Raw genomic sequence first — 19,588 nt, forward strand, 5'->3', positions numbered from 1 at the left:
AGGAATCGACATGAGCAACGGAACCATCGTTCAGTGCATCGGCGCCGTGGTGGACATTCAGTTCCCCCGCGATGAAATGCCCAAGATCTACGAAGCGCTCACCCTGGCCGACGAGGGTTCCTCGTTCGCCGAAAAGGGTCTGACGCTGGAAGTGCAACAGCAGCTCGGCGACGGCGTGGTGCGCACCATCGCCCTGGGTTCGAGCGACGGCCTGCGCCGCGGCATGGCCGTGGCCCGCACCGGCGCGCCGATCTCGGTGCCCGTCGGTCACGGCACCCTGGGCCGCATCATGGACGTGCTGGGCCGTCCCATCGACGAAGCCGGTCCCATCCAGTCCGACGAAAAGCGCGCCATTCACCAGTCCGCCCCGAAGTTCGACGAACTGTCGCCCTCGGTGGAACTGCTGGAAACCGGCATCAAGGTTATCGACCTGGTCTGCCCGTTCGCCAAGGGCGGTAAGGTCGGCCTGTTCGGCGGCGCCGGCGTGGGCAAGACCGTCAACATGATGGAACTGATCAACAACATCGCCAAGCAGCACAGCGGCTTGTCGGTGTTCGCCGGCGTGGGCGAGCGTACCCGCGAAGGCAACGACTTCTACCACGAAATGGAAGAGTCGAACGTTCTGGACAAGGTGGCCATGGTGTTCGGTCAGATGAACGAACCGCCGGGCAACCGTCTGCGCGTGGCGCTGACCGGCCTGACGATGGCCGAGAAGTTCCGCGACGAAGGCCGCGACATCCTGTTCTTCGTCGACAACATCTACCGCTACACCCTGGCCGGCACCGAAGTGTCCGCGCTGCTGGGCCGTATGCCGTCGGCGGTGGGCTACCAGCCCACGCTGGCCGAGGAAATGGGCGTGCTGCAAGAGCGCATCACCTCGACCAAGACCGGCTCGATCACCTCGATCCAGGCCGTGTACGTGCCTGCCGACGACTTGACCGACCCGTCGCCCGCCACCACCTTCCAGCACTTGGACTCCACCGTCGTGCTGTCGCGTGACATCGCCGCCCTGGGTATCTACCCGGCCGTGGACCCGCTGGATTCGTCCAGCCGCCAGCTCGACCCGCAAGTCGTGGGCGAAGAGCACTACGCCGTGGCCCGTGGCGTGCAGCAGACGCTGCAGCGCTACAAGGAACTGCGCGACATCATCGCGATTCTGGGCATGGACGAACTGTCGCCGGAAGACAAGCAGGCCGTGGCCCGCGCCCGTAAGATCCAGCGTTTCCTGTCGCAGCCGTTCCACGTGGCCGAAGTGTTCACGGGTTCGCCGGGCAAGTACGTGCCGCTGGCCGAAACCATCCGCGGCTTCAAGATGATCGTCAACGGCGAATGCGATTCGCTGCCCGAGCAGGCCTTCTACATGGTCGGCACGATTGACGAGGCCTTCGAGAAGGCCAAGAAACTGCAATAAGGATCCACTATGGCTACCCTGCATGTCGATGTGGTCAGCGCAGAGGAAGCGATCTTCTCCGGTGAGGCGAAGTTCGTGGTCCTGCCTGGCGAGTCGGGTGAACTGGGCATTCTGCCCGGCCACACCCCGCTGATTTCGCGCATCCGCCCCGGCACGGTCAAGATCGTTCGTGCCGACCAGGGCGAGGAAAACGTCTTCGTCGCCGGGGGCATTCTGGAAGTGCAACCGGGCAGCGTGACGGTTCTGGCCGATACGGCCATCCGCGCCGCCGACCTGGACGAAGCCCGCGCCCTGGAAGCGCGCCAGAAGGCCGAAGAGGCCCTGGCCAACGCCAAGGACAAGGCGGACATCGCCGTCGTCGAAGCCGAGCTCGCCATGCTGGCTGCGCAAGCCATCGCGGCGCGCAAGCTGCGCCAAGGCGGCCGTTCGCACTAAGCGGCAGTAATGCTCCGCGCGTAAAAGGCGGCCCTTCGGGGCCGCTTTTTTTATCCGACGCTCGGTTGGTTGTCGTCGTTGAATGGGGCCTGTTGAACGGCGCGTGGTGGATGGCGTGTGTTGAATGTAGGATGGGTTTCGCGCGTTCAGCATCAGGGTTCTTGCTTAAGAATTCTCGCGCTGCACCCATCCTACGCCCCAATCGTCCTCTCCCCAGCGTCCACCTCCCCCATTGCGTTCAATACGAATAGCCGCGCCCGGCCGGCTTCGGTAGCCTTCGGTCAAGTCGAATCAAACCAGGGAGGCGGCGTGCGGGACGTGCTGGATTGCGGGGTGCTGCTGGCCCCAGGCCACGAGGCCGCGATGCGCGGCTGGGTAGAGCGCCATCCGGTGCGCGCCACGCGCCTGCGGCTGCATCCGGTGTCGCTGACCGCGCTGCGCTACGCGCCCGTCGCGGCGCATCCTCATCCCCCGGCCCTGGCCGTGGCGGTTCCCGAAGGTCCCGACGTGCTTGCGCTGGCGCGCATGGCGGTGGCGCTCACGCGCTACGACGTCTGCATCCTGCCGGTGGCGCCCGCGACGCTGGCCTGGACCCGCATGGCGCTGCAACAGGCGCGCGCGGCCTTGAATACGCCGCTGCTCCTGCTGGTCCACGAGGTCAAGGCGCCGGCCATCGAAGATCTGCTCAGCCTGGGCGCCTGGGATTTCATGACCCAGCCGGTGTGCCTGGAAAGCCTGCGCGTGCGCCTGGGCCGCCTGGCCAGGCCGGCGGCGGGGCGCGATGCGCTGCGCGAACCCGCCGCGGCCTATGGCGCGGCGTCTGCCGCCGCCGCGGGCCGCTGCCGGCCGGGCGCAGCCCGCCAGCGGCCGTCGGGCGCGCCGGCCGAGCACGGCTGGGCCGGGGCGCGCCATCACGCGCACCGCGGCGCGCTGGAACCGTTCCGCGCCGCCAAGGCGCGTGTGGTGGACGGCTTCGAGCGCGACTACATCCGCCACGCCCTGTCGCGCCACGGCGGCAACGTGGCGCAGGCGGCGCGCGCGTGCAGCAAGCACCGGCGCGCGTTCTGGGCCCTGATGCGCAAGCACGGCATCGAGGCCGCGCCCTACCGGCAGGCCGCGCAGGCGCATCGGGACTAGTTCCTGGCGCGTCATGCGCGCGCGCTTGCGCGCGGGCAAGCCGGCCGCTGAAGGCGGCGGCGCCCGGCTGCCCGGGGGGAAGTAAAATCACGGCTTCCGATCATCGAGGATAGTCGTGTCTGCTCCCGTCTTGAAGAACGATGTGTTCTTGCGCTCGCTGCTGCGCGAGCCCGTGCCCTACACCCCGATCTGGCTGATGCGCCAGGCCGGACGCTACCTGCCCGAATACCGCGAGACCCGCGCGCGCGCAGGTTCCTTCATGGGCCTCGCTCAGAATCCGGACTATGCCGCCGAGGTCACGCTGCAGCCGCTGGCGCGTTTCGACCTGGACGCGGCCATCCTGTTCTCCGACATCCTGACGGTGCCGCACGCCATGGGCCTGGGCCTGGACTTCGCCGAAGGCGAGGGCCCGCGCTTTGCCCGCCCGGTGCGCACCGAGGAAGACGTGGCGCGCCTGGCCGTGCCCGACATGGAGCGGCTGCGCTACGTGTTCGACGCGGTCGGCGTGATCCGGCGCGAACTGGACGGCAAGGTGCCGCTGATCGGCTTTGCCGGCAGCCCCTGGACCATCGCCTGCTACATGGTCGAAGGCCAGGGCAGCGACGATTACCGCCTGATCAAGACCATGCTGTACGCGCGTCCCGACCTGCTGCACCGCATCCTCGAGATCAACGCCGAAGCCACGCTGCAATACCTGAACGCGCAGATCGCCGCCGGCGCGCAGGCCGTGATGCTGTTCGACAGCTGGGGCGGGGTGCTGGCCGACGGCCTGTTCCAGCAATTCTCGCTGGCCTACACGCGCAAGGTCGTGGCCGGCCTCAAGCGCGAAAACGAAGGCCGGCGGGTGCCGGTCATCGTCTTCACCAAGGGCGGCGGCCAGTGGCTGGAGGACATCGCGGCCTGTGGCTGCGACGCCGTGGGCCTGGACTGGACCGTCGACCTGGCGGCCGCCCGCCGCCGCACCGGCGACGCCGTCGCCTTCCAGGGCAACCTGGACCCGATGGCCCTGTTCGGCGGCGCGCAGGCCATCCGCGCCGAAGCGCGCCGCGTGCTGGACGCCTTCGGCCCGGTGGGCAAGGGCGGCCACGTCTTCAACCTGGGCCACGGCATTTCGCGCTTCACTCCGCCGGAAGCCGTAGCCGAATTGGTCGATGAAGTCCACAGCCACAGCCGCTCGCTGAGGGGGTAAGTGAGTGAACGCTTCGGCCCTCAGGGCCGGAGCAGCGCGCACTTGTGCACAGCAAGATTGCTCTCGGGGAAAACCCTTTAGAAGCTAGTTTACAATCTTGAAATATTGTACAAGTCATTGTTTTTTCAGGTGAATCGTGGATTTTTGACAGGAATTCACAGGTTCACGAAATCCAGGCTTTTTCCAATTTCCGACCTTGCTCCAGCCTTTTCCCCAAAGTTATCCACAGGCGGGGACAGGCCGGGAGCGCGTCGGGCGGGGTCATCCTCCCTTATGCACAGTCCGATCCTCCATGTCTGAAGCGCAGGCCACCTTGGTTTCCCCGCCTGCCTGGGTGCGGGTGGCGCTGGACGTGCCCCTGCCCGGTCCTTTCGACTACCGCAGCGACGCGCCGGTGACGGTGGGCCTGCGGGTGATCGTGCCGTTCGGCCGCCGCAAGCTCATCGGCGTGGTTGTGGACAACCCGGCCGAGCCGTCCTACGACCCCAAGCAGATACGGCCGATCGAGGCGGTCCTGGACGATCTGCCGCCGTTCGACGAGGCCTGGCTGCGGCTGGCGCGCTTCGCCGCGGATTATTACCAGCGGCCGCTGGGCGAAGTGATGCTGCCCACGTTGCCGCCGCCGCTGCGCAAGCCCACCGCGTACCAGGGCAAGCGCTCGGCCGGCGGGCCGGTGGCCAGGCTGGACGGGCGCAAGCGCAAGGCCGTGCGAGCCCCGGCCGCGGCCGACGAGCCGCCGGCGCTCAACGAGGCCCAGCAGGGCGCGGTCGAGGCCATCGCCGCGCTGGACGGATTCAAGCCGGTGCTGCTGCACGGCGTGACCGGCAGCGGCAAGACCGAGGTGTACCTGCGCGCCGCCGAGCGCGTGCTGGCCGCCGGCCGCCAGGTGCTGCTGATGGTGCCCGAAATCAACCTGACCCCGCAGCTCGAGGGCGCGCTGCGCGCGCGCCTGGAGGCGCTGGTGGGGCCGGACGGGCTGGCCGTCATGCACAGCGGCCTGTCCGACGGCGAGCGCCTGCAGGCCTGGACCCGCGCCCAGCGCGGCCAGGCGCGCATGTTGCTGGGCACGCGCATGTCGGTCTTCGCGCCCATGGGCGAGCTGGGCCTGATCGTGGTGGACGAAGAGCACGACGCCTCCTACAAGCAGCAGGACGGCCTGCGCTATTCGGCGCGCGACCTGGCCGTGTGGCGCGCCCACGACCTCGGCATCCCGGTGGTGCTGGGCTCGGCCACGCCGTCGCTGGAGACCTGGCAGCACGCCGAGCGCGGCCGCTACCTGCGCCTGAGCCTGCCGGGCCGGGCGCGCGCCAGCAGCCTGCCGACGGTGCGGCTGGTGGACACGCGGCGGCTGCAGCTCAAGCAAGGCATGTCGCCGCAACTGCTCGACGCCATCGGCCAGCGCCTGGAGCGCAAAGAGCAGTCGCTGATCTTCCTGAACCGTCGCGGTTATTCGCCGGTGCTGCATTGCCAGTCCTGCGCCTGGGTCAGCAATTGCCCGCGCTGCACCGCGTTCACCGTGCTGCACCGCACCGAGGGCCGCGGCCACCGCCTGCAATGCCACCATTGCGGCTATCAGGCCCCGGTGCCGCGCGCCTGCCCCGAATGCGGCGACCAGGACCTGGCGCCGATGGGGCGCGGCACCCAGCGCGTGGAGGAACACCTGGCCGAGCTGTTCCCCGAGGCCCGCATCCTGCGCATCGACGCCGACAGCACGCGCAGGAAGGGCAGCGCCGAGGCGCTGTTCGCCTCGGTCCACGCCGGCGAGGTGGACATCCTGGTGGGCACGCAGATGGTGGCCAAGGGCCACGATTTCGCGCGGCTGGGGCTGGTGGGCGTGCTGAACGCCGACTCCATGCTGTTCGCGCACGATTTCCGCGCGCCGGAGCGCCTGTTCGCGCAGCTGATGCAGGTGGCCGGCCGGGCCGGGCGCCACCAGGGCAACGGCGAGGTGCTGATCCAGACCGGCTACCCCGAGCAGCCGGTCTACCAGGCGCTGCTGCGCCACGACTACGCGGGTTTCGCCCGCCACGCGCTGCGCGAGCGCGAAAGCACCGGCCTGCCGCCCTACGTCTACCAGGCGCTGCTGACCGCCGAGGCGCGCGAGCTGAAGGTGGCCAAGGATTTCCTGGAACGCGCGCGCGCCCTGCCCGAAGGCGAATGGGCGGCGGACTTTCCGGGCCTGGACGCCATCATGCTGTACGACCCCGTGCCGCTGCGGGTGGTGCGCGTGGCCAATATCGAACGCGCCCAGCTGCTGGTCGAAAGCAGCAGCCGTCCGGCCCTGCAGGCCTTCCTGGCATCCTGGTCGCACCACCTGCCTTATCTCGCCAACGAGGCGCGCGTGCGCTGGCAGCTGGAAGTCGACCCCCTGGAGATCTGAGGGCCGGGCCAAGCGCCCGCCGCCCGATTGTTCTATGATCTTTGTCCTCTTTCGCGCCGGCGTCGCCGCGCCGCGCCGCACGACTCCACGATCCAAATGTCCGCAAGCGAACCCATAGGCCTAGGCATGAATCCCGCCCAGAGGGAGGCGGTGCTGTACCTGGACGGCCCCTGCCTGGTGCTGGCCGGCGCCGGCAGCGGCAAGACCCGGGTGATCACGCAGAAGATCGCCTACCTGCTGCGCGAATGCGGCTACATGGGCCGCAACGTGGTGGCGCTGACCTTCACCAACAAGGCCGCGCGCGAGATGGACGAGCGCGTCAAGACGCTGGTGGACCGCAAGCTTTCCAAGGGGCTGATCATCAGCACCTTCCACTCGCTGGGCGTGAAGATGCTGCGCGAGGAAGCGCGCAACGCCGGCCTGAAGCCCACGTTCTCCATCCTGGACGCCGACGACGCCATGGCCATCATCCAGGAACTGCTGGGCACCACCGACAAGGCGCGGCTGCGCCACGTGCAGGGCATCATCTCGCTGTGGAAGAACGCGCTGATGGAGCCGGACGACGCCGCGCGCGAGGCCATCACGCCGGGCGACGTGGAGGCGGCCAACGTGTACCGCAGCTACGCGGCCACGCTGGCGGCCTACCAGGCGGTGGACTTCGACGACCTGATCCGCATCCCGGCCCAGCTGCTGGCCAATAACGAAGAGGTGCGCACCCGCTGGCAGAACCGCGTGCGCTACCTGCTGGTGGACGAGTACCAGGACACCAACGTGTGCCAGTACCGCCTGGTGCAACTGCTGACCGGGCCGCGCGCCATGTTCACGGCGGTGGGCGACGACGACCAGGCCATCTACGCCTGGCGCGGCGCCACCATCGAGAACCTGGCCAAGCTGACGACCGACTATCCCAACATCAAGCTCATCAAGCTGGAGCAGAACTACCGCTCGGTCCAGCGCATCCTGGCCGCCGCCAACCAGGTGATCGAAAAGAATCCCAAGCTGTTCGAAAAAAAGCTGTGGTCCGAGCTGGGCGTGGGCGAGCCGATCCTGGTGTCGGCCATGGACGGCGAGGAGCACGAGGCCGAATCGATCGCGATGAAGGTGTCGGCGGCGCGCTTCGAGCGCCAGGCGCAGTGGAAGGATTTCGCCATCCTGTACCGCAGCAACCACCAGTCGCGCATCCTGGAGCAGGCGCTGCGCAACCTGAAGATTCCGTACACCATCTCCGGCGGCCAGAGCTTTTTCGACAAGGCCGAAGTGCGCGACGTGCTGGCCTATCTGCGGCTGCTGGCCAACGACGATGACGATCCCGCCTTCATCCGCGCGGCCACCACGCCCAAGCGGGGCATCGGCCAGGCCACCTTGCAGGTGCTGGGCCAGTACGCCGCCAGCCGCGAACTGTCGCTGCTGGCGGCGGTGGCCGAGACCGGGCTGGAAAGCCTGCTGGCGCCGCGCCAGCTGGAGCCGCTGCGCACCTTCGCCGAATTCATCCGCCGCATGCAGTGGCGCGCCGGGCGCGGCGCGGCCACGGCCGGGGACGCCGCGCCGGCCGAGCCCGCCGGCGTGATCCTGGATGACCTGCTGGAGGCGATCCAGTACGAACGCCACCTGTACGAACTCTTCGAGGAACGGCCCGCGCAGACGCGCTGGCAGAACGTGCAGGAGCTGACCGGCTGGCTCAAGCGCAAGGCCGAGGAAGACGACATGACGCTGTTCGACCTGGTGCAGCACGTGGCGCTGGTCACCATGCTCGAGCGCGGCGAAGAGGAAGAGCCCGACGCGGTGAAGATGTCCACGCTGCACGCCTCCAAGGGGCTGGAGTATCCGCACGTATACCTGGCCGGCGTCGAAGAAGGCCTGCTGCCGCACCTGGGCAAGGACGACGAGGTCGGCGACCCGGCGCGCGCCGCCGAGAACCTGGCCACCCGCATCCAGGAAGAGCGGCGGCTGATGTACGTGGGCATCACGCGCGCGCAGCGCAGCCTGAACCTGAGCTGGTGCAAGCGCCGCCGCCGCGCGCGCGAGGACCTGGTGCGCGAGCCCTCGCGCTTCATCGAGGAGATGGGCCTGGGCGACGTGCGCATCCAGGAGGACGAGGCCACGGCCGCCATGAACCCGAAAGAGCGCATGGCCATGCTCAAGGCGCTGCTGAAGAAATAGGCCGTCCGGGCGCCTTGGACAAGCGCGCCGGCTGCTCCTACACTGGACCGCGCGGGGTCGCCCGCCACAGACAAGGAGCGCGCCATGTGCCGTTGGCTAGCCTATACCGGTAGTCCCATCCAGATGGAGAGCGTGCTGTTCAAGGCCCGGCACTCCCTCATCGACCAGAGCCTGCATGCGCGCATGGGCGCCACCACCACCAATGGCGACGGATTCGGCCTGGGCTGGTATGGCCGCGCGCCGGAGCCGCCGTTCCGTTACCGCAGCGTGCATCCGGCCTGGAACGACCGCAATCTGCGCGAGGCGGCGCGCGCCATCCATGCGCCGCTGTTCGTCGCCCACATCCGCGCGGCCACCGACACCCCGGCCCAGGAAACCAACTGCCATCCGTTTCGCCACGGGCAGTGGCTGTTCGTGCACAACGGCGTCATCCGCGATTACCCGCTGCTACGGCGCGACCTGATGCTGATGATCGCGCCGGCGTATTTCGGCTCGCTGGAAGGCTCCACCGATTCGGAAGTGATGTTCCTGCTGGCGCTCAGCTTCGGCCTGGAGGAAGACCCGGTACTGGGCCTGGCGCGCATGGTGGGCGCGGTGGAAGAGACCGGCAGGCGGCACGGCGTGGCGCAGCCGATCAACATGACGGTCTGCGCGCTGGACGGCCAGCGCCTGATCGCGGTGCGCTATTCCAGCGAGGGCGATTCGCGCACGCTGTTCCACAACACCTGCGTGCGCCACCTGCGCGAGCTGTACCCCGACAACGCGCAGATCGCGGCCCTGGACGACGATGCTTTCCTGCTGCTGTCCGAGCCCCTGACCGAAATGCCCGGCGCCTGGGAAGAAGTGCCCGAGGCCACGGCCATCATCGCCGGCCGCGGCAGCGTGACTCATCATCCGTTCGCGCCGGTGCCGCCGGGGCGGTAGGCGGGCCGCTCAGTGGCCGGTATGCAGGGCCGGGTTCAGCGTGCCCCAGGCGGCGGTGCGCACCAGCGACTCGACCGCGCCGGTCTGCGAGTTGCGGCGAAACAGCAGGCCGTGCTGGCCCGCCAGCGACGTGGCCTTGACCACCGCGCCTTCCGGCGTCAGCACGCGGGTGCCGGCGGTGATGTAGCAGCCGGCCTCGACCACGCAGTCGTCGCCCAGCGAAATGCCGATGCCCGAATTCGCGCCCAGCAGGCAGCGCTTGCCGATGGACACCACCTGTTTGCCGCCGCCGGACATGGTGCCCATGATGGAAGCGCCGCCGCCGATATCGCTGCCGTCGTCGACGATGACGCCGGCGCTGATGCGGCCCTCGACCATCGAGGCGCCCAGCGTGCCGGCGTTGAAATTGCAGAAGCCTTCATGCAGCACCGTGGTGCCGGGCGACAGGTGCGCGCCCAGCCGCACGCGCGCGGTGTCGGCGATGCGCACGCCGCCGGGCACGACGTAGTCGGTCATGCGCGGAATCTTGTCCACGCCGCGGATCTCCAGCACCTGCCCCGAGGCGCGCAGGTGCCAGCGCAGCGCGTCGACCTGGTCGACCGCGCAGGGGCCGGCCGAGGTCCAGGCCACGTTGGACAGCACGTTGAACAGGCCGTCGAGGTTGGCGTCGTGCGGGCGGATCAGCCGGTGGCTGAGCAGGTGCAGGCGCAGATAGGCGTCGTGCGCGTCGACCGGCGGCTCGTCCAGCGAGGCGATGGCGGTGCGCACGGCCACGATGTCCACCTTGCGGCGGGTGTCGCGCACCAGCGCCGTGGGCACGTGTTCGCCAAGGGCGGCGCGCGCCTCTTCGGGGCTCAGGTGGCGGGTGCCGGTGGCGGGCGCACCTTCGGCCAGCGAGGGGCGGGGATACCAGGTGTCCAGGATGCTGCCGTCGGCGGCCAGCGTGGCGACGCCATAGGCGATGGCGCTGAGGGGCGTGTGGGAGTCGGACATGATCAGAAGGGCGGGGCGCGGTCTCGGGGGGTAAATTCTAGGACAAAACGCCCGCGTCCCCCGAGGCCGCGCGCGCCCTCTCAGACCAGTTCTTTGAGCAGCAGCTGCCAGAACTTCTGGCGTTGTTCCAGCGTCGAGACCAGCACGTATTCGTTCAGGGTATGCGCGCCGTCGCCGTCGGCGCCCAGGCCGTCGAGCGTGGGGATGCCCATGGCGGAGGTGAAGTTGGCGTCGCTGCCGCCGCCGGTCATGGGGGCGTCTTCCAGCAGGAAGCCGGCGCGCTCGGCGTAGCCCTGCACCAGCGCCAGCAGCTGGGCCGCGGCCTCGGTCTTGACCATCGGCGGGCGGTTCAGCTCCACGTCGATGTCCAGCTCCACGTCCGGGCCCACCGCGCACAGTTCGCGCATGCGGCGCAGCACGTCCTCGGCGGCGCCCATGTCGGGCACGCGGAAGTCCACCACGCAGCGGCACTGCGCCGGCACGGTGTTGGTCACGGTGCCGCCGGCGATGGTGCCCACGCTGACGGTGATGCCGCGCTCATAATCGGTCATGGCTTCCAGCGCCAGCACCTGGTGCGCCATTTCGCGGATGGCGCTGCGGCCCTTGTCGTGGTTCATGCCGGCGTGCGCCGGACGGCCCTTGACGTTCAGGTTGAGCATGCCGGTGCCCTTGCGCGCCGTGACGCACTTGCCGCCGTTGGCGCGGGCCGGCTCGCACACCAGCGCGTACTTGGCGTTGGCGGCGAAGCGCTCGATGTGCGGGCGCGAGGCATGGCTGCCGGTTTCCTCGTCCGGCACCACCAGCATGTCCACGGGCAGCCGGGTCGCGTCGGGCTGCGCCAGGCCGGCCAGGGCCGACAGCGCCAGGTAGATGCCGGCCTTCATGTCGTAGCCGCCGGGGCCGTAGAGGCGGTCGCCCTCGATGCGCACCGGGTTCTCCAGCAGCGTGCCGACCGGGTGGACGGTGTCCATGTGGGCCAGGATCAGGATGCCGGGGCGGCTGTCGCCGGGGGCGCGGTTGGTGACGTACAGCAGCGGGCCGGTGGCCGGGCCCAGGGACGACAGCTCCACCGTCAGGCCGGCGGCCGCGGCGTAGTCGGCGATGATGCGCCCCATCGCGGCGATGCCTTCGGGAAAATTCGAGGGCGATTCGCATTGCAGCCAGCTCTGGATGCCGGCGACGATCTGTTCGGTGCTGGGGGGGGTGGACATGGCGGTATCGGATTCGGGCTAAGGGAAAGGGAAGGCGCTCAGGCGACCTGCTGGCCGGCCAGGCGGGCCAGTTCGGCGGCGTCGGGCATGCAGCCGTCGAACCACAGGCTGGCGCACACCGCGGACATGGCGCGGCCGTCGTGGCCGATGCCGGGCACGACCTGCAGCTTCCAGCCGAACGGCACGCCGCGGCGCTCGGCTTCCTTGCGGCCGAACTCGTAGTAGTTCTGCGCGCGCGCGAAACGGTGCGGTCCCTGGCGCATGGCGGCCGGCTCTGAGGGCAGGTTGGGGTCGTCGGTGGCGATGTCCTGGTCGCCGGCCAGGATGGTCATGGGATAGGCCAGCAGCTTCACCAGGTGCGCTTCGGTCAGGCCGACGCCGTCCATGCCTTCGGGGAAGGGATGGTCGAAGGTGGGCAGGGTGTACCAGCCCGGGTTGCCGGCGGTCACGGCCTTGAACGGCGCGTGCGACTGGCTGCTCATCAGGCGGTGCACGAACTGGCCGCCCGCCGAATGGCCGAACAGGTAGACGTTCTGGCCGTCGGTGATCTCGGCGGCGATCAGGTCCTTGATGACGTTGCCGACCAGCGCATAGGTCCAGCCGTCGACGTGGCGCGGATTGCCGCCGGCCGAGAACACGCGGCCGTTGTTGTAGCTTTCCACGCCGGGCCAGATCTCGTTGGAGAAGGTCGGCGCCACGATCAGCAGCTTGTGCTTGTCGGCGGCGGGCACCCAGAAGTCGCGGTATTCGTCGCCGTTGCGCAGCACGCCGTGCTGCACGATGACCACCGGCCGGTCCGGCGTGTAGCCGTAGGGGCGGTAGGTCTGCAGCTTGAACGGACGGTCGGCGTTGCGGTCCTCGTCCACGTACTGGATGGCGTTGCGGCCGGCATGGCCCAGTTCGATGGCGATGCGGTCGACGTTGGACATTTCGGAAGGTTTCATCAGGCGTGCGCCTCATTCAGGTGGCAGGCCGACCAGTGGCCCGCCGAGATTTCTTTCAGTTCCGGCGCCTGTTCGCGGCAGCGCGGCATGGCGTGGGGGCAGCGGGGATTGAAGGTGCAGCCCGGCGGCGGATTCAGGGGCGAGGGGATCTCGCCCTTGATCGGGGTGAACTTGCGGCCGCGGCGGCCCACGTCCGGCACTTCGGCCATCAGGGCCTGGGTGTACGGGTGGTTGGCGCGCGCGAAGATCTCGGCCGAGGTGGAGATTTCCACGATCTTGCCCAGGTACATGATGGCCACGCGGTCGGAGATGTGCTTGACCACGCCCAGGTCATGGCTGATGAACAGGTACGTGAAACCGTGCTGTTCGCGCAGGTCCATGAACAGGTTGATGACCTGGGCCTGGATGGACACGTCCAGCGCGGCCACCGGTTCGTCGCAGACCAGGAACTTGGGCGCCACCATCAGCGCGCGGGCGATGCCGATGCGCTGGCGCTGGCCGCCGGAGATCTGGTGCGGGAAGCGGTCGCGGTATTCGGCGTCCAGGCCCACTTCGGCGAGCGCGCGGTCGATGCGCGCCGGAATCTCGGCGGCCGGCGCCAGCTTGTGGACCTTGAGCGCTTCGCCCAGGATCTGGCGCAGGCGCTGACGCGGATTGAGCGAGGCCTGCGGGTCCTGGAAGATCATCTGCACGCCCAGCGTATAGGCCAGCTTGTCCGCGCCGCGCAAGCGGTTGGCGTCGCGGCCCTGGTACAGCAGTTCGCCTTCGGTCTGGCGGTGCAGGCCGGCCACGACGCGGCCCAGCGTGGACTTGCCGCAACCGGATTCGCCGACCAGGCCCAGCACTTCGCCGCGCCTGATCGACAGGTCCACGCCGTTGACCGCGTAGACGGTGCGGCGGTCGATGGGGCGGCCGGCCACGGCCAGGATGCGCTGGGCCAGGTCGGGACGCTGCTCGAATCGCTTGTGGACGTTCTTGAGCTCGATGACGGGAGTATCGGCTTGGCTCATACGGACTGGGCCTCGCGGGCAATCGGCGCATAGCAGCGGTAGCTGCGCGGGCCTTCGGTGGTGACGGTGGGCGCTTGCTCGGTGCAGCGCGTGACGGCGCTGGTGCAGCGCGGACGGAACGGACAGCCCGAGGGGCGGCCGGCCAGGCTGGGGGCCATGCCGTCGATCTGGTGCAGGCGCGCGCCGGGCCGGGTGGCGCCGGGCATGGAGTCGAGCAGGCCCTTGGTATAGGGGTGGCGCGGGGCGTCCAGCACCTGCTCGACCGGGCCGCTTTCGACGATGCGGCCGGCATACATCACGGCCACGCGGTCGGCGAGCTCGGCCACCACGCCCAGGTCGTGGGTGATCCAGATCAGCGCCGTGTCGTGCTCGCGGCAGATCTCCTGCATGCGGTAGAGGATCTGGCCCTGGATGGTGACGTCCAGCGCCGTGGTCGGCTCGTCGCAGATGATCAGGTCGGGCTTGTTCAGCATCGCGATGGCGATCGCCACGCGCTGGCGCATGCCGCCCGAGAATTCGTGCGGATAGCTCTTCAGGCGCTTTTCCGGCGAGGGGATGCCCACCATCGCCAGCGCCTCGCGGCAGCGCTCCTCGGCCTCGGCGCGCGAGACGTTCTCGTGCGTGAGGATGGCCTCCATCATCTGCTCGCCGATGCGCAGCACCGGGTTGAGCGTCATCAGCGGGTCCTGGAAGATCATGGCGATGCGGTTGCCGCGCAACTGGCGCATCTGTTCTTCGGAGAGCTTGCGCAGGTCGGTGCCCTTGAACTTCACTTCGCCGTCCACCACTTCGCCGGGCGGGTCGATCAGGCCCAGCAGCGAAAAGCCGGTGACGGATTTGCCGGAGCCGGACTCGCCGACCAGGCCGACGATCTCGCCGCGGCGCACGGTCAGGTCGACGCCGTCGACCGCCAGCCAGGCGCCGGCCTCGGTATGGAATGCGGTGCGCAGGCCGCGCACATCAAGAAGAATCTCGTTCATGCTCGTCGCGGGTCCAGGGCTTCGCGCAGGCGGTCGCCCACGATGTTGATAGAGAGGATCAGCAGCAGCAGGGCGATGCCCGGGAACAGGCTGATCCAGTAGTCGCCCGACAGCAGGTACTGGAAGCCGTTGGAGATCAACAGGCCCAGCGAGGGTTCGGTGATCGGCACGCCCACGCCCAGGAACGACAGCGTCGCTTCCAGCGCGATGGCGGTGGCGATCTGGATGGTGGCGAACACCATCACGGGGCCCAGGCAGTTGGGCAGCAGATGGAACAGCATGATGCGCCAGGCCGGAAAGCCCAGGTTGGCGGCCGCTTCCACGTATTCCTTGCGGCGTTCCTGCAGCGCGCGGCCGCGCATGATGCGCGCGTAGTGGCCCCACTGCACCAGCACCAGGGCGAGGATCACCTTGTCCACCCCGCGCCCCAGCACCACCAGCAGCACCAGCGCCACCAGGATGGTGGGAAAGCCCAGGATGAAGTCCACGATGCGCATCAGCACGGTGTCGACCAGGCCGCCGATGTAGGCGGCCACCAGGCCGACCGCGCCGCCGACCGCGGTGGCCAGCACCACGGCGGACAGGCCCACCATCAGGCTGATGCGCAGGCCATACAGGATGGCGCTGAGCATGTCGCGGCCCTGGTCGTCGGTGCCGAGCCAGGCGATGCTACCGTCCATCAGCGCCTGGCGCGGCGCCAGGCGGCCGTCCATGAGCGACAGGTTGGCCAGGTCGTAAGGGTTCTGCGGCGCGAAGTAGGGCGCGAAGACCACCAGGACGATCAGGATGGCCAGCGCGATGACGGAGCCGCGCACCGTCGGGCGCGCGTGCAGTTTCTTGAGGATGGCGGCGCGCCGGGGCGTCTCGGCCAGGGGCTGGACGGTGCGGGTGCGGCCGGGATTGGGAATTTGAGCCATGGCGGATTATTGAGCGGGAGTCACGAGCTGCACGCGCGGGTCGAGCGTGGCGTACAGGATGTCCACAACCAGGTTGATGATCACGAAGATCAGGGTGACCAGCATCACGTAGGCCACCACGACCGGGCGGTCGAGCTGGTAGACGCTGTCGATGAGCAGCTTGCCCATGCCCGGCCATGCGAACACGGTCTCGGTGATGGTGGAGTAGGCGATGAGGGTGCCGAACTCCATGCCGATCACGGTGACCACGGGGATCAGGATGTTGCGCAGGATGTGGCGGCGCACGATGCGGCCGGGCTTGACGCCCTTGGCGCGGGCGAACTTCACGTAGTCCTGGCTGCGCGCCTCGACCACGCCTGAGGCCGTCAGGCGCAGCACCAGCGCGATGTTGGCCAGCGCCAGGTTGATGGCCGGCATGATCAGGTGCGACCAGCCGTCGGCGGTCAGAATCGACAGCGGCACGCCCAGCACGCTGACCGTGTCGCCGCGGCCCGTGGCCGGCAGCCAGCCCAGCCACACCGCGAACAGCAGGATCAGCATCATGCCCTGCCAGAAGTTGGGCAGCGAAAAGCCCAGCACCGACGAGGCCATGATGCCGCGGCCCAGCGGCTGGTCGCGGTACAGGCCCGCGACCAGGCCCAGCGGAATGCCGAACACGCAGGTCAGCAGGATGGCCACGACCACCAGTTCGAAGGTGGCAGGGATGCGCTGCACGATCAGCTCGATGGCGGGGATGCCGTGCACGAAGGACGTGCCCAGGTCGCCGTGCAGCGCGCGCCATAGAAAGCCCGTGTATTGCTGCCACACCGGCAGGTCCAGGCCGAGACGGGCGATCATCGCCTCGCGCGCGGCCTGGCTGGCTTCGGGGCTGACCAGCAGCTCGATCGGATCGCCCACCGCGTAGACCGCGAAGAAGACCACGACCGACACGGCCAGCAGCACGAACAGACTCTGGATCAGTCTGCGTAGGATGAAGAGGGCCACTTGATGATTTCCTTGGTGGGCTCGGGGTTGGGGGTGTAGACCTTATTTGTTGGCGGGCCTGGCCGACATGGCCAGCGTGTACTGGTCGGCCCGGCCTTCGTAGGTCAGGCCCTTGCGGAACGCCCAGATGCTGCTTTCGAAATGCAGGGGGATGCTGGGCAGGTCGGCCAGCGCCAGGGTCAGCGACTGCTGCAGCAGTTTTTCGCGCGCGGCCGGGTCCACGGTGACCAGGGCGCGCTTGAACACGCCGTCGAACTCGGGGTTGTCATAGCCGCCGTAGTTGCTGGTGCCCAGGCCGTGTTCCTTGTCGTACTTGCTGACCCAGTACTGCAGGAAGGACGAGGCTTCGCCGGTTTCGGACGACCAGCCGCCCATGGCGAAGCTGAACTCGCGCTTGGCGCGCTTGGGGAAGTAGACCGAGCGCGTCATGGTGTCCACGGTGGTCTTGATACCCACGCGCGACAGGTATTGCGCCACCGCCTGCGTGACCTGCGCATCGTTGATGTAGCGGTCGTTGGTGGACGAGACGGTCAGCTCGAAGCCGTCCGGGTAGCCGGCCTCGGCCAGCAGCTTCCTGGCGGCGGCCGGGTCGTACTTGAGCTCGGGCGGATTGGGCAGCGTGCCGAACATGCCGTCGGGCAGGAACTGGTTGGCCGGCGTGGCGGCGCCGTCCATGATGCGGGCGGCGATGGTCTTGCGGTCGATGGCCAGCGAAATCGCGCGGCGCACGCGCACGTCCTGCAGGGGATTCTTGCCGTTGGCGGCTTTGACCAGCGGACTGGGATCGCGGCCCACGTCGGGCTGGAAGTACACCACGCGCACCGAGGGGGTGATGACGTGGCCGAAGCCCGGGGTCTCGGAGATGCGCTTCACGTCGCGCGCGGCGGGGTTTTCGATCAGGTCGAAGTCGCCCGCCAGCAGGCCGGTCAGGCGCGGGCCGGCGGCCGGCACCGGCACCAGCTTCACGTCCTTCCATGCCGGCTTGTCGCCCCAGTAGGCGTCGTTGCGCGTCAGCTCGATGCCGGTGCCCTTGACGTAGCTTTTCAGGGTGTACGGCCCGGTGCCGATCACCGAGCGGCCGGTATTGAAGTCGGCCACGGTGGGCCAGGCGCCGGTGACGCCGCACTTGTTCTTCAGGTCGAAGGTGATGGGGCCGTGTTCGGCGATGCCGTTCCACAGCATGCCCATGCGGGTCAGGTCGTTGGGCAGCAGCGGATAGGGCTGGCGCGTCCTGATCACCAGGGTATTGCCGTCGCGCACCTGCACGTCGGCGAACTTCTGCACGATGGACGGATACGAGCTGCTGATGGACTGCTCGTTGTTGACCACGCGGCAGAAGGTGAAGAGCACGTCCTGCGCCGTGAACGGCTGGCCGTTGGAGAACTTGACGCCCTCGCGCAGCGTGAATTCCCAGGTCGTGTCGTCCACCGGCTTCCAGGCCGTGGCCAGGCGCGGGATCAGGTTCATCTTGGCGTCCTGCCCCACCAGCGTCTCGAACATGTGCGAGGTCATCGCGTCGTTCGGCGTGGCCTGGTGATAGTGCGGGTCCATCGAGGTCGGCTCGGACGAAAGGCCGATCCTGAGGACGCCGGCGTCCTGGGCCAGCGCCGGCGCACAGGCGGCCAGCGTACAGGCGGCGATGAGGCTGCGGTAGTAGGTCTGGGCGGGCATGGTTTTTTTCCCCTTTGCTGTCTCGGATGTTATGTGGCGGCGCGGCGCGCCGGACGCGTCAGGCGATGGGCTGCGCCAGCCGCACCACGGTCACGCCGGGCCGCAGGTTGGCGGTCGAGGGCATGATCAGCACGCAATCGTCATAGGGCGTGACCACCGGCTCGCCTTCGGACCAGCCGATCAGCGTGCCGGCCTTGGCCAGCGTCTCCAGGCCCTTCCAGGGCTGGGCGAAGCGGAAATCCGCGCTCTTGGCGGCGATGGCGTGGGTGACGCGCAGCGCGCGCTGCGCTGGCGCGTCGGGGGCGAACCAGGAGGCGGGCAGGTCGCTGCGGTCCACGGCGCCGGCCGCCGCCAGGAAGCGCGCCATCTGGTCGACGGCCACGTCGCGCGCCTCGGGCGCGCCGTGAAAGCCGCATTCGATCAGCAGCGAGCGGGTGCCGTTCTCGCCGGCCGCACCGAAGCGGCCGTAGTCGCGCATGCGCACGCCGGCGGCGTGGCCGGCGTCGGCGATGATGGTGCCCGGATTGCCCAGTTCCAGCGCCAGGTCGATATTGCGCTGCTGCATGCCGGTCAGCTGCAGCGGCACGTCGGAATTGCTCATCGAGTGGAAGTCCAGCAGCCAGTCGGCCCGCTCCACCCAGGGCCGCAGTTCGGCGGCGCGGCGCCGTTCCTGGCTGCTGGGCGTGTCGAGCTTGTCGCCGCTCCAGACCCGGTTCATGTCTTCGTCGACGAAGCGGGCCGGGGCATAGTTGGCGGGATCGAAGCGGTCGAAGGCCGCCAGGTTGCAGAACGCCAGCGTCAGCGAGCCGCGGCGCGGCCGCAGGCCGGCGGCCAGCGCCTCTTTCAGCGCCCAGGCGCCGCACAGTTCGTTGCCGTGGATTAGCGCGCTGAGCATCACATGCCGGCCCGGCGCGCCCGAATCGAAATGCCAGACGCCCGGCGTGTCCGTGTTGCCCGACCGCTCTGCGGACAGGTCCGGACAGGCAAGTAGAAATGGGCGCGGAACAGACGCGGCGGCGGGCGTAGGCATGGGGACTCCGATGAAGCGACGGGATTGTATAGGCGATGGCGCGGACGTTGACGGCTAGGCGCCGGAAATGGCCGCGCGGCGCACGGTCAGGTGCGCTGGAATGGCTGCAAACACGGGTTTTCCCTTATATATGGGGCGCGTCATGGGCGCGCCGCCTTCGAGTATTGGCCGAATTCTAGGAGCTTGGTTGCTTTCTCTACAATTAGAAAATT

The 19,588-nt window shown here is 68.6% G+C and carries 16 protein-coding genes; 7 read left to right on the forward strand and 9 right to left on the reverse strand.

Going from position 1 to position 19,588, the window contains the following annotated elements:
- Positions 1-10 precede the first annotated feature (10 nt).
- The 7 genes from atpD (at position 11) to AC1M14_RS01710 (ending at position 9,636) form a co-directional block, all read left to right on the forward strand.
- Positions 11-1,411, forward strand: coding sequence for a F0F1 ATP synthase subunit beta (atpD, locus tag AC1M14_RS01680; protein WP_102773204.1), 1,401 nt, complete (start codon positions 11-13; stop codon positions 1,409-1,411).
- A 9-nt stretch (positions 1,412-1,420) separates the two neighbouring features.
- On the forward strand, positions 1,421-1,846 hold the full coding sequence (locus AC1M14_RS01685) for a F0F1 ATP synthase subunit epsilon (protein WP_043543081.1): 426 nt from the start codon (positions 1,421-1,423) through the stop codon (positions 1,844-1,846).
- A gap of 318 nt (positions 1,847-2,164) precedes the next feature.
- Positions 2,165-2,983 carry a helix-turn-helix domain-containing protein gene (locus AC1M14_RS01690; RefSeq protein ID WP_479731775.1) on the forward strand — a complete coding sequence of 273 codons (819 nt, stop codon included), beginning with the start codon at positions 2,165-2,167 and terminating at the stop codon, positions 2,981-2,983.
- Between the two features lie 115 nt (positions 2,984-3,098).
- Positions 3,099-4,172: a uroporphyrinogen decarboxylase gene (gene hemE / locus AC1M14_RS01695; RefSeq protein ID WP_102773205.1), complete on the forward strand. Its 1,074-nt coding sequence runs from the start codon at positions 3,099-3,101 to the stop codon at positions 4,170-4,172.
- A gap of 292 nt (positions 4,173-4,464) precedes the next feature.
- Complete coding sequence (locus tag AC1M14_RS01700) at positions 4,465-6,552, forward strand: primosomal protein N' (RefSeq protein ID WP_111826094.1); 2,088 nt, start codon at positions 4,465-4,467, stop codon at positions 6,550-6,552.
- 96 nt (positions 6,553-6,648) lie between these two features.
- Positions 6,649-8,712, forward strand: a complete 2,064-nt coding sequence (locus AC1M14_RS01705) for a UvrD-helicase domain-containing protein (RefSeq protein ID WP_102773207.1) — start codon at positions 6,649-6,651, stop codon at positions 8,710-8,712.
- Between the two features lie 84 nt (positions 8,713-8,796).
- On the forward strand, positions 8,797-9,636 hold the full coding sequence (locus AC1M14_RS01710) for a class II glutamine amidotransferase (RefSeq protein WP_102773208.1): 840 nt from the start codon (positions 8,797-8,799) through the stop codon (positions 9,634-9,636).
- Between the two features lie 9 nt (positions 9,637-9,645).
- Here AC1M14_RS01710 and dapD read toward each other — a convergent pair whose 3' ends face one another.
- The 9 genes from dapD to AC1M14_RS01755 all read right to left on the reverse strand — a co-directional run bounded on the left by dapD (position 9,646) and on the right by AC1M14_RS01755 (position 19,376).
- Positions 9,646-10,629, reverse strand: a complete 984-nt coding sequence (dapD, locus tag AC1M14_RS01715; protein WP_111826093.1) for a 2,3,4,5-tetrahydropyridine-2,6-dicarboxylate N-succinyltransferase — start codon at positions 10,627-10,629, stop codon at positions 9,646-9,648.
- A gap of 80 nt (positions 10,630-10,709) precedes the next feature.
- Complete coding sequence (locus tag AC1M14_RS01720; RefSeq protein WP_479730838.1) at positions 10,710-11,840, reverse strand: M20 family metallopeptidase; 1,131 nt, start codon at positions 11,838-11,840, stop codon at positions 10,710-10,712.
- A 38-nt stretch (positions 11,841-11,878) separates the two neighbouring features.
- On the reverse strand, positions 11,879-12,784 hold the full coding sequence (locus AC1M14_RS01725; RefSeq protein ID WP_111826091.1) for a prolyl oligopeptidase family serine peptidase: 906 nt from the start codon (positions 12,782-12,784) through the stop codon (positions 11,879-11,881).
- Complete coding sequence (locus AC1M14_RS01730) at positions 12,784-13,794, reverse strand: ABC transporter ATP-binding protein (RefSeq protein ID WP_102773212.1); 1,011 nt, start codon at positions 13,792-13,794, stop codon at positions 12,784-12,786. The genes AC1M14_RS01725 and AC1M14_RS01730 overlap by 1 nt, the downstream gene beginning before the upstream one ends.
- The gene (locus tag AC1M14_RS01735) at positions 13,791-14,774 is read right to left on the reverse strand and encodes an ABC transporter ATP-binding protein (protein ID WP_479730839.1); all 984 of its coding nucleotides are present in this window, start codon (positions 14,772-14,774) and stop codon (positions 13,791-13,793) included. The genes AC1M14_RS01730 and AC1M14_RS01735 overlap by 4 nt, the downstream gene beginning before the upstream one ends.
- Entirely contained in the window at positions 14,771-15,691 is a 921-nt protein-coding gene (locus tag AC1M14_RS01740) for an ABC transporter permease (protein ID WP_102773214.1), read from the reverse strand. The genes AC1M14_RS01735 and AC1M14_RS01740 overlap by 4 nt, the downstream gene beginning before the upstream one ends.
- A gap of 6 nt (positions 15,692-15,697) precedes the next feature.
- A complete protein-coding gene (locus tag AC1M14_RS01745; protein ID WP_102773215.1) occupies positions 15,698-16,675 on the reverse strand; it encodes an ABC transporter permease in 978 nt (325 codons plus the stop codon).
- 42 nt (positions 16,676-16,717) lie between these two features.
- The gene (locus AC1M14_RS01750; RefSeq protein ID WP_111826090.1) at positions 16,718-18,346 is read right to left on the reverse strand and encodes an ABC transporter substrate-binding protein; all 1,629 of its coding nucleotides are present in this window, start codon (positions 18,344-18,346) and stop codon (positions 16,718-16,720) included.
- 58 nt (positions 18,347-18,404) lie between these two features.
- On the reverse strand, positions 18,405-19,376 hold the full coding sequence (locus tag AC1M14_RS01755; protein ID WP_479730840.1) for a M14 family metallopeptidase: 972 nt from the start codon (positions 19,374-19,376) through the stop codon (positions 18,405-18,407).
- Between the last annotated feature and the right edge of the window lie 212 nt (positions 19,377-19,588).

The sequence above is a fragment of the Achromobacter sp. SX5 genome (assembly GCF_056711425.1).

Bases quoted from the DNA above. Each gene is read 5' to 3' on its own strand.
- AC1M14_RS01710 (WP_102773208.1), top strand. From the start codon at position 8,797: ATGTGCCGTTGGCTAGCCTATACCGGTAGTCCCATCCAGATGGAGAGC.
- AC1M14_RS01755 (WP_479730840.1), bottom strand. From the start codon at position 19,376: ATGCCTACGCCCGCCGCCGCGTCTGTTCCGCGCCCATTTCTACTTGCC.
- dapD (WP_111826093.1), bottom strand. From the start codon at position 10,629: ATGTCCGACTCCCACACGCCCCTCAGCGCCATCGCCTATGGCGTCGCC.
- atpD (WP_102773204.1), top strand. From the start codon at position 11: ATGAGCAACGGAACCATCGTTCAGTGCATCGGCGCCGTGGTGGACATT.
- AC1M14_RS01700 (WP_111826094.1), top strand. From the start codon at position 4,465: ATGTCTGAAGCGCAGGCCACCTTGGTTTCCCCGCCTGCCTGGGTGCGG.
- AC1M14_RS01725 (WP_111826091.1), bottom strand. From the start codon at position 12,784: ATGAAACCTTCCGAAATGTCCAACGTCGACCGCATCGCCATCGAACTG.
- AC1M14_RS01735 (WP_479730839.1), bottom strand. From the start codon at position 14,774: ATGAACGAGATTCTTCTTGATGTGCGCGGCCTGCGCACCGCATTCCAT.
- AC1M14_RS01705 (WP_102773207.1), top strand. From the start codon at position 6,649: ATGTCCGCAAGCGAACCCATAGGCCTAGGCATGAATCCCGCCCAGAGG.
- AC1M14_RS01740 (WP_102773214.1), bottom strand. From the start codon at position 15,691: ATGGCTCAAATTCCCAATCCCGGCCGCACCCGCACCGTCCAGCCCCTG.
- AC1M14_RS01750 (WP_111826090.1), bottom strand. From the start codon at position 18,346: ATGCCCGCCCAGACCTACTACCGCAGCCTCATCGCCGCCTGTACGCTG.
- AC1M14_RS01730 (WP_102773212.1), bottom strand. From the start codon at position 13,794: ATGAGCCAAGCCGATACTCCCGTCATCGAGCTCAAGAACGTCCACAAG.
- AC1M14_RS01685 (WP_043543081.1), top strand. From the start codon at position 1,421: ATGGCTACCCTGCATGTCGATGTGGTCAGCGCAGAGGAAGCGATCTTC.
- AC1M14_RS01720 (WP_479730838.1), bottom strand. From the start codon at position 11,840: ATGTCCACCCCCCCCAGCACCGAACAGATCGTCGCCGGCATCCAGAGC.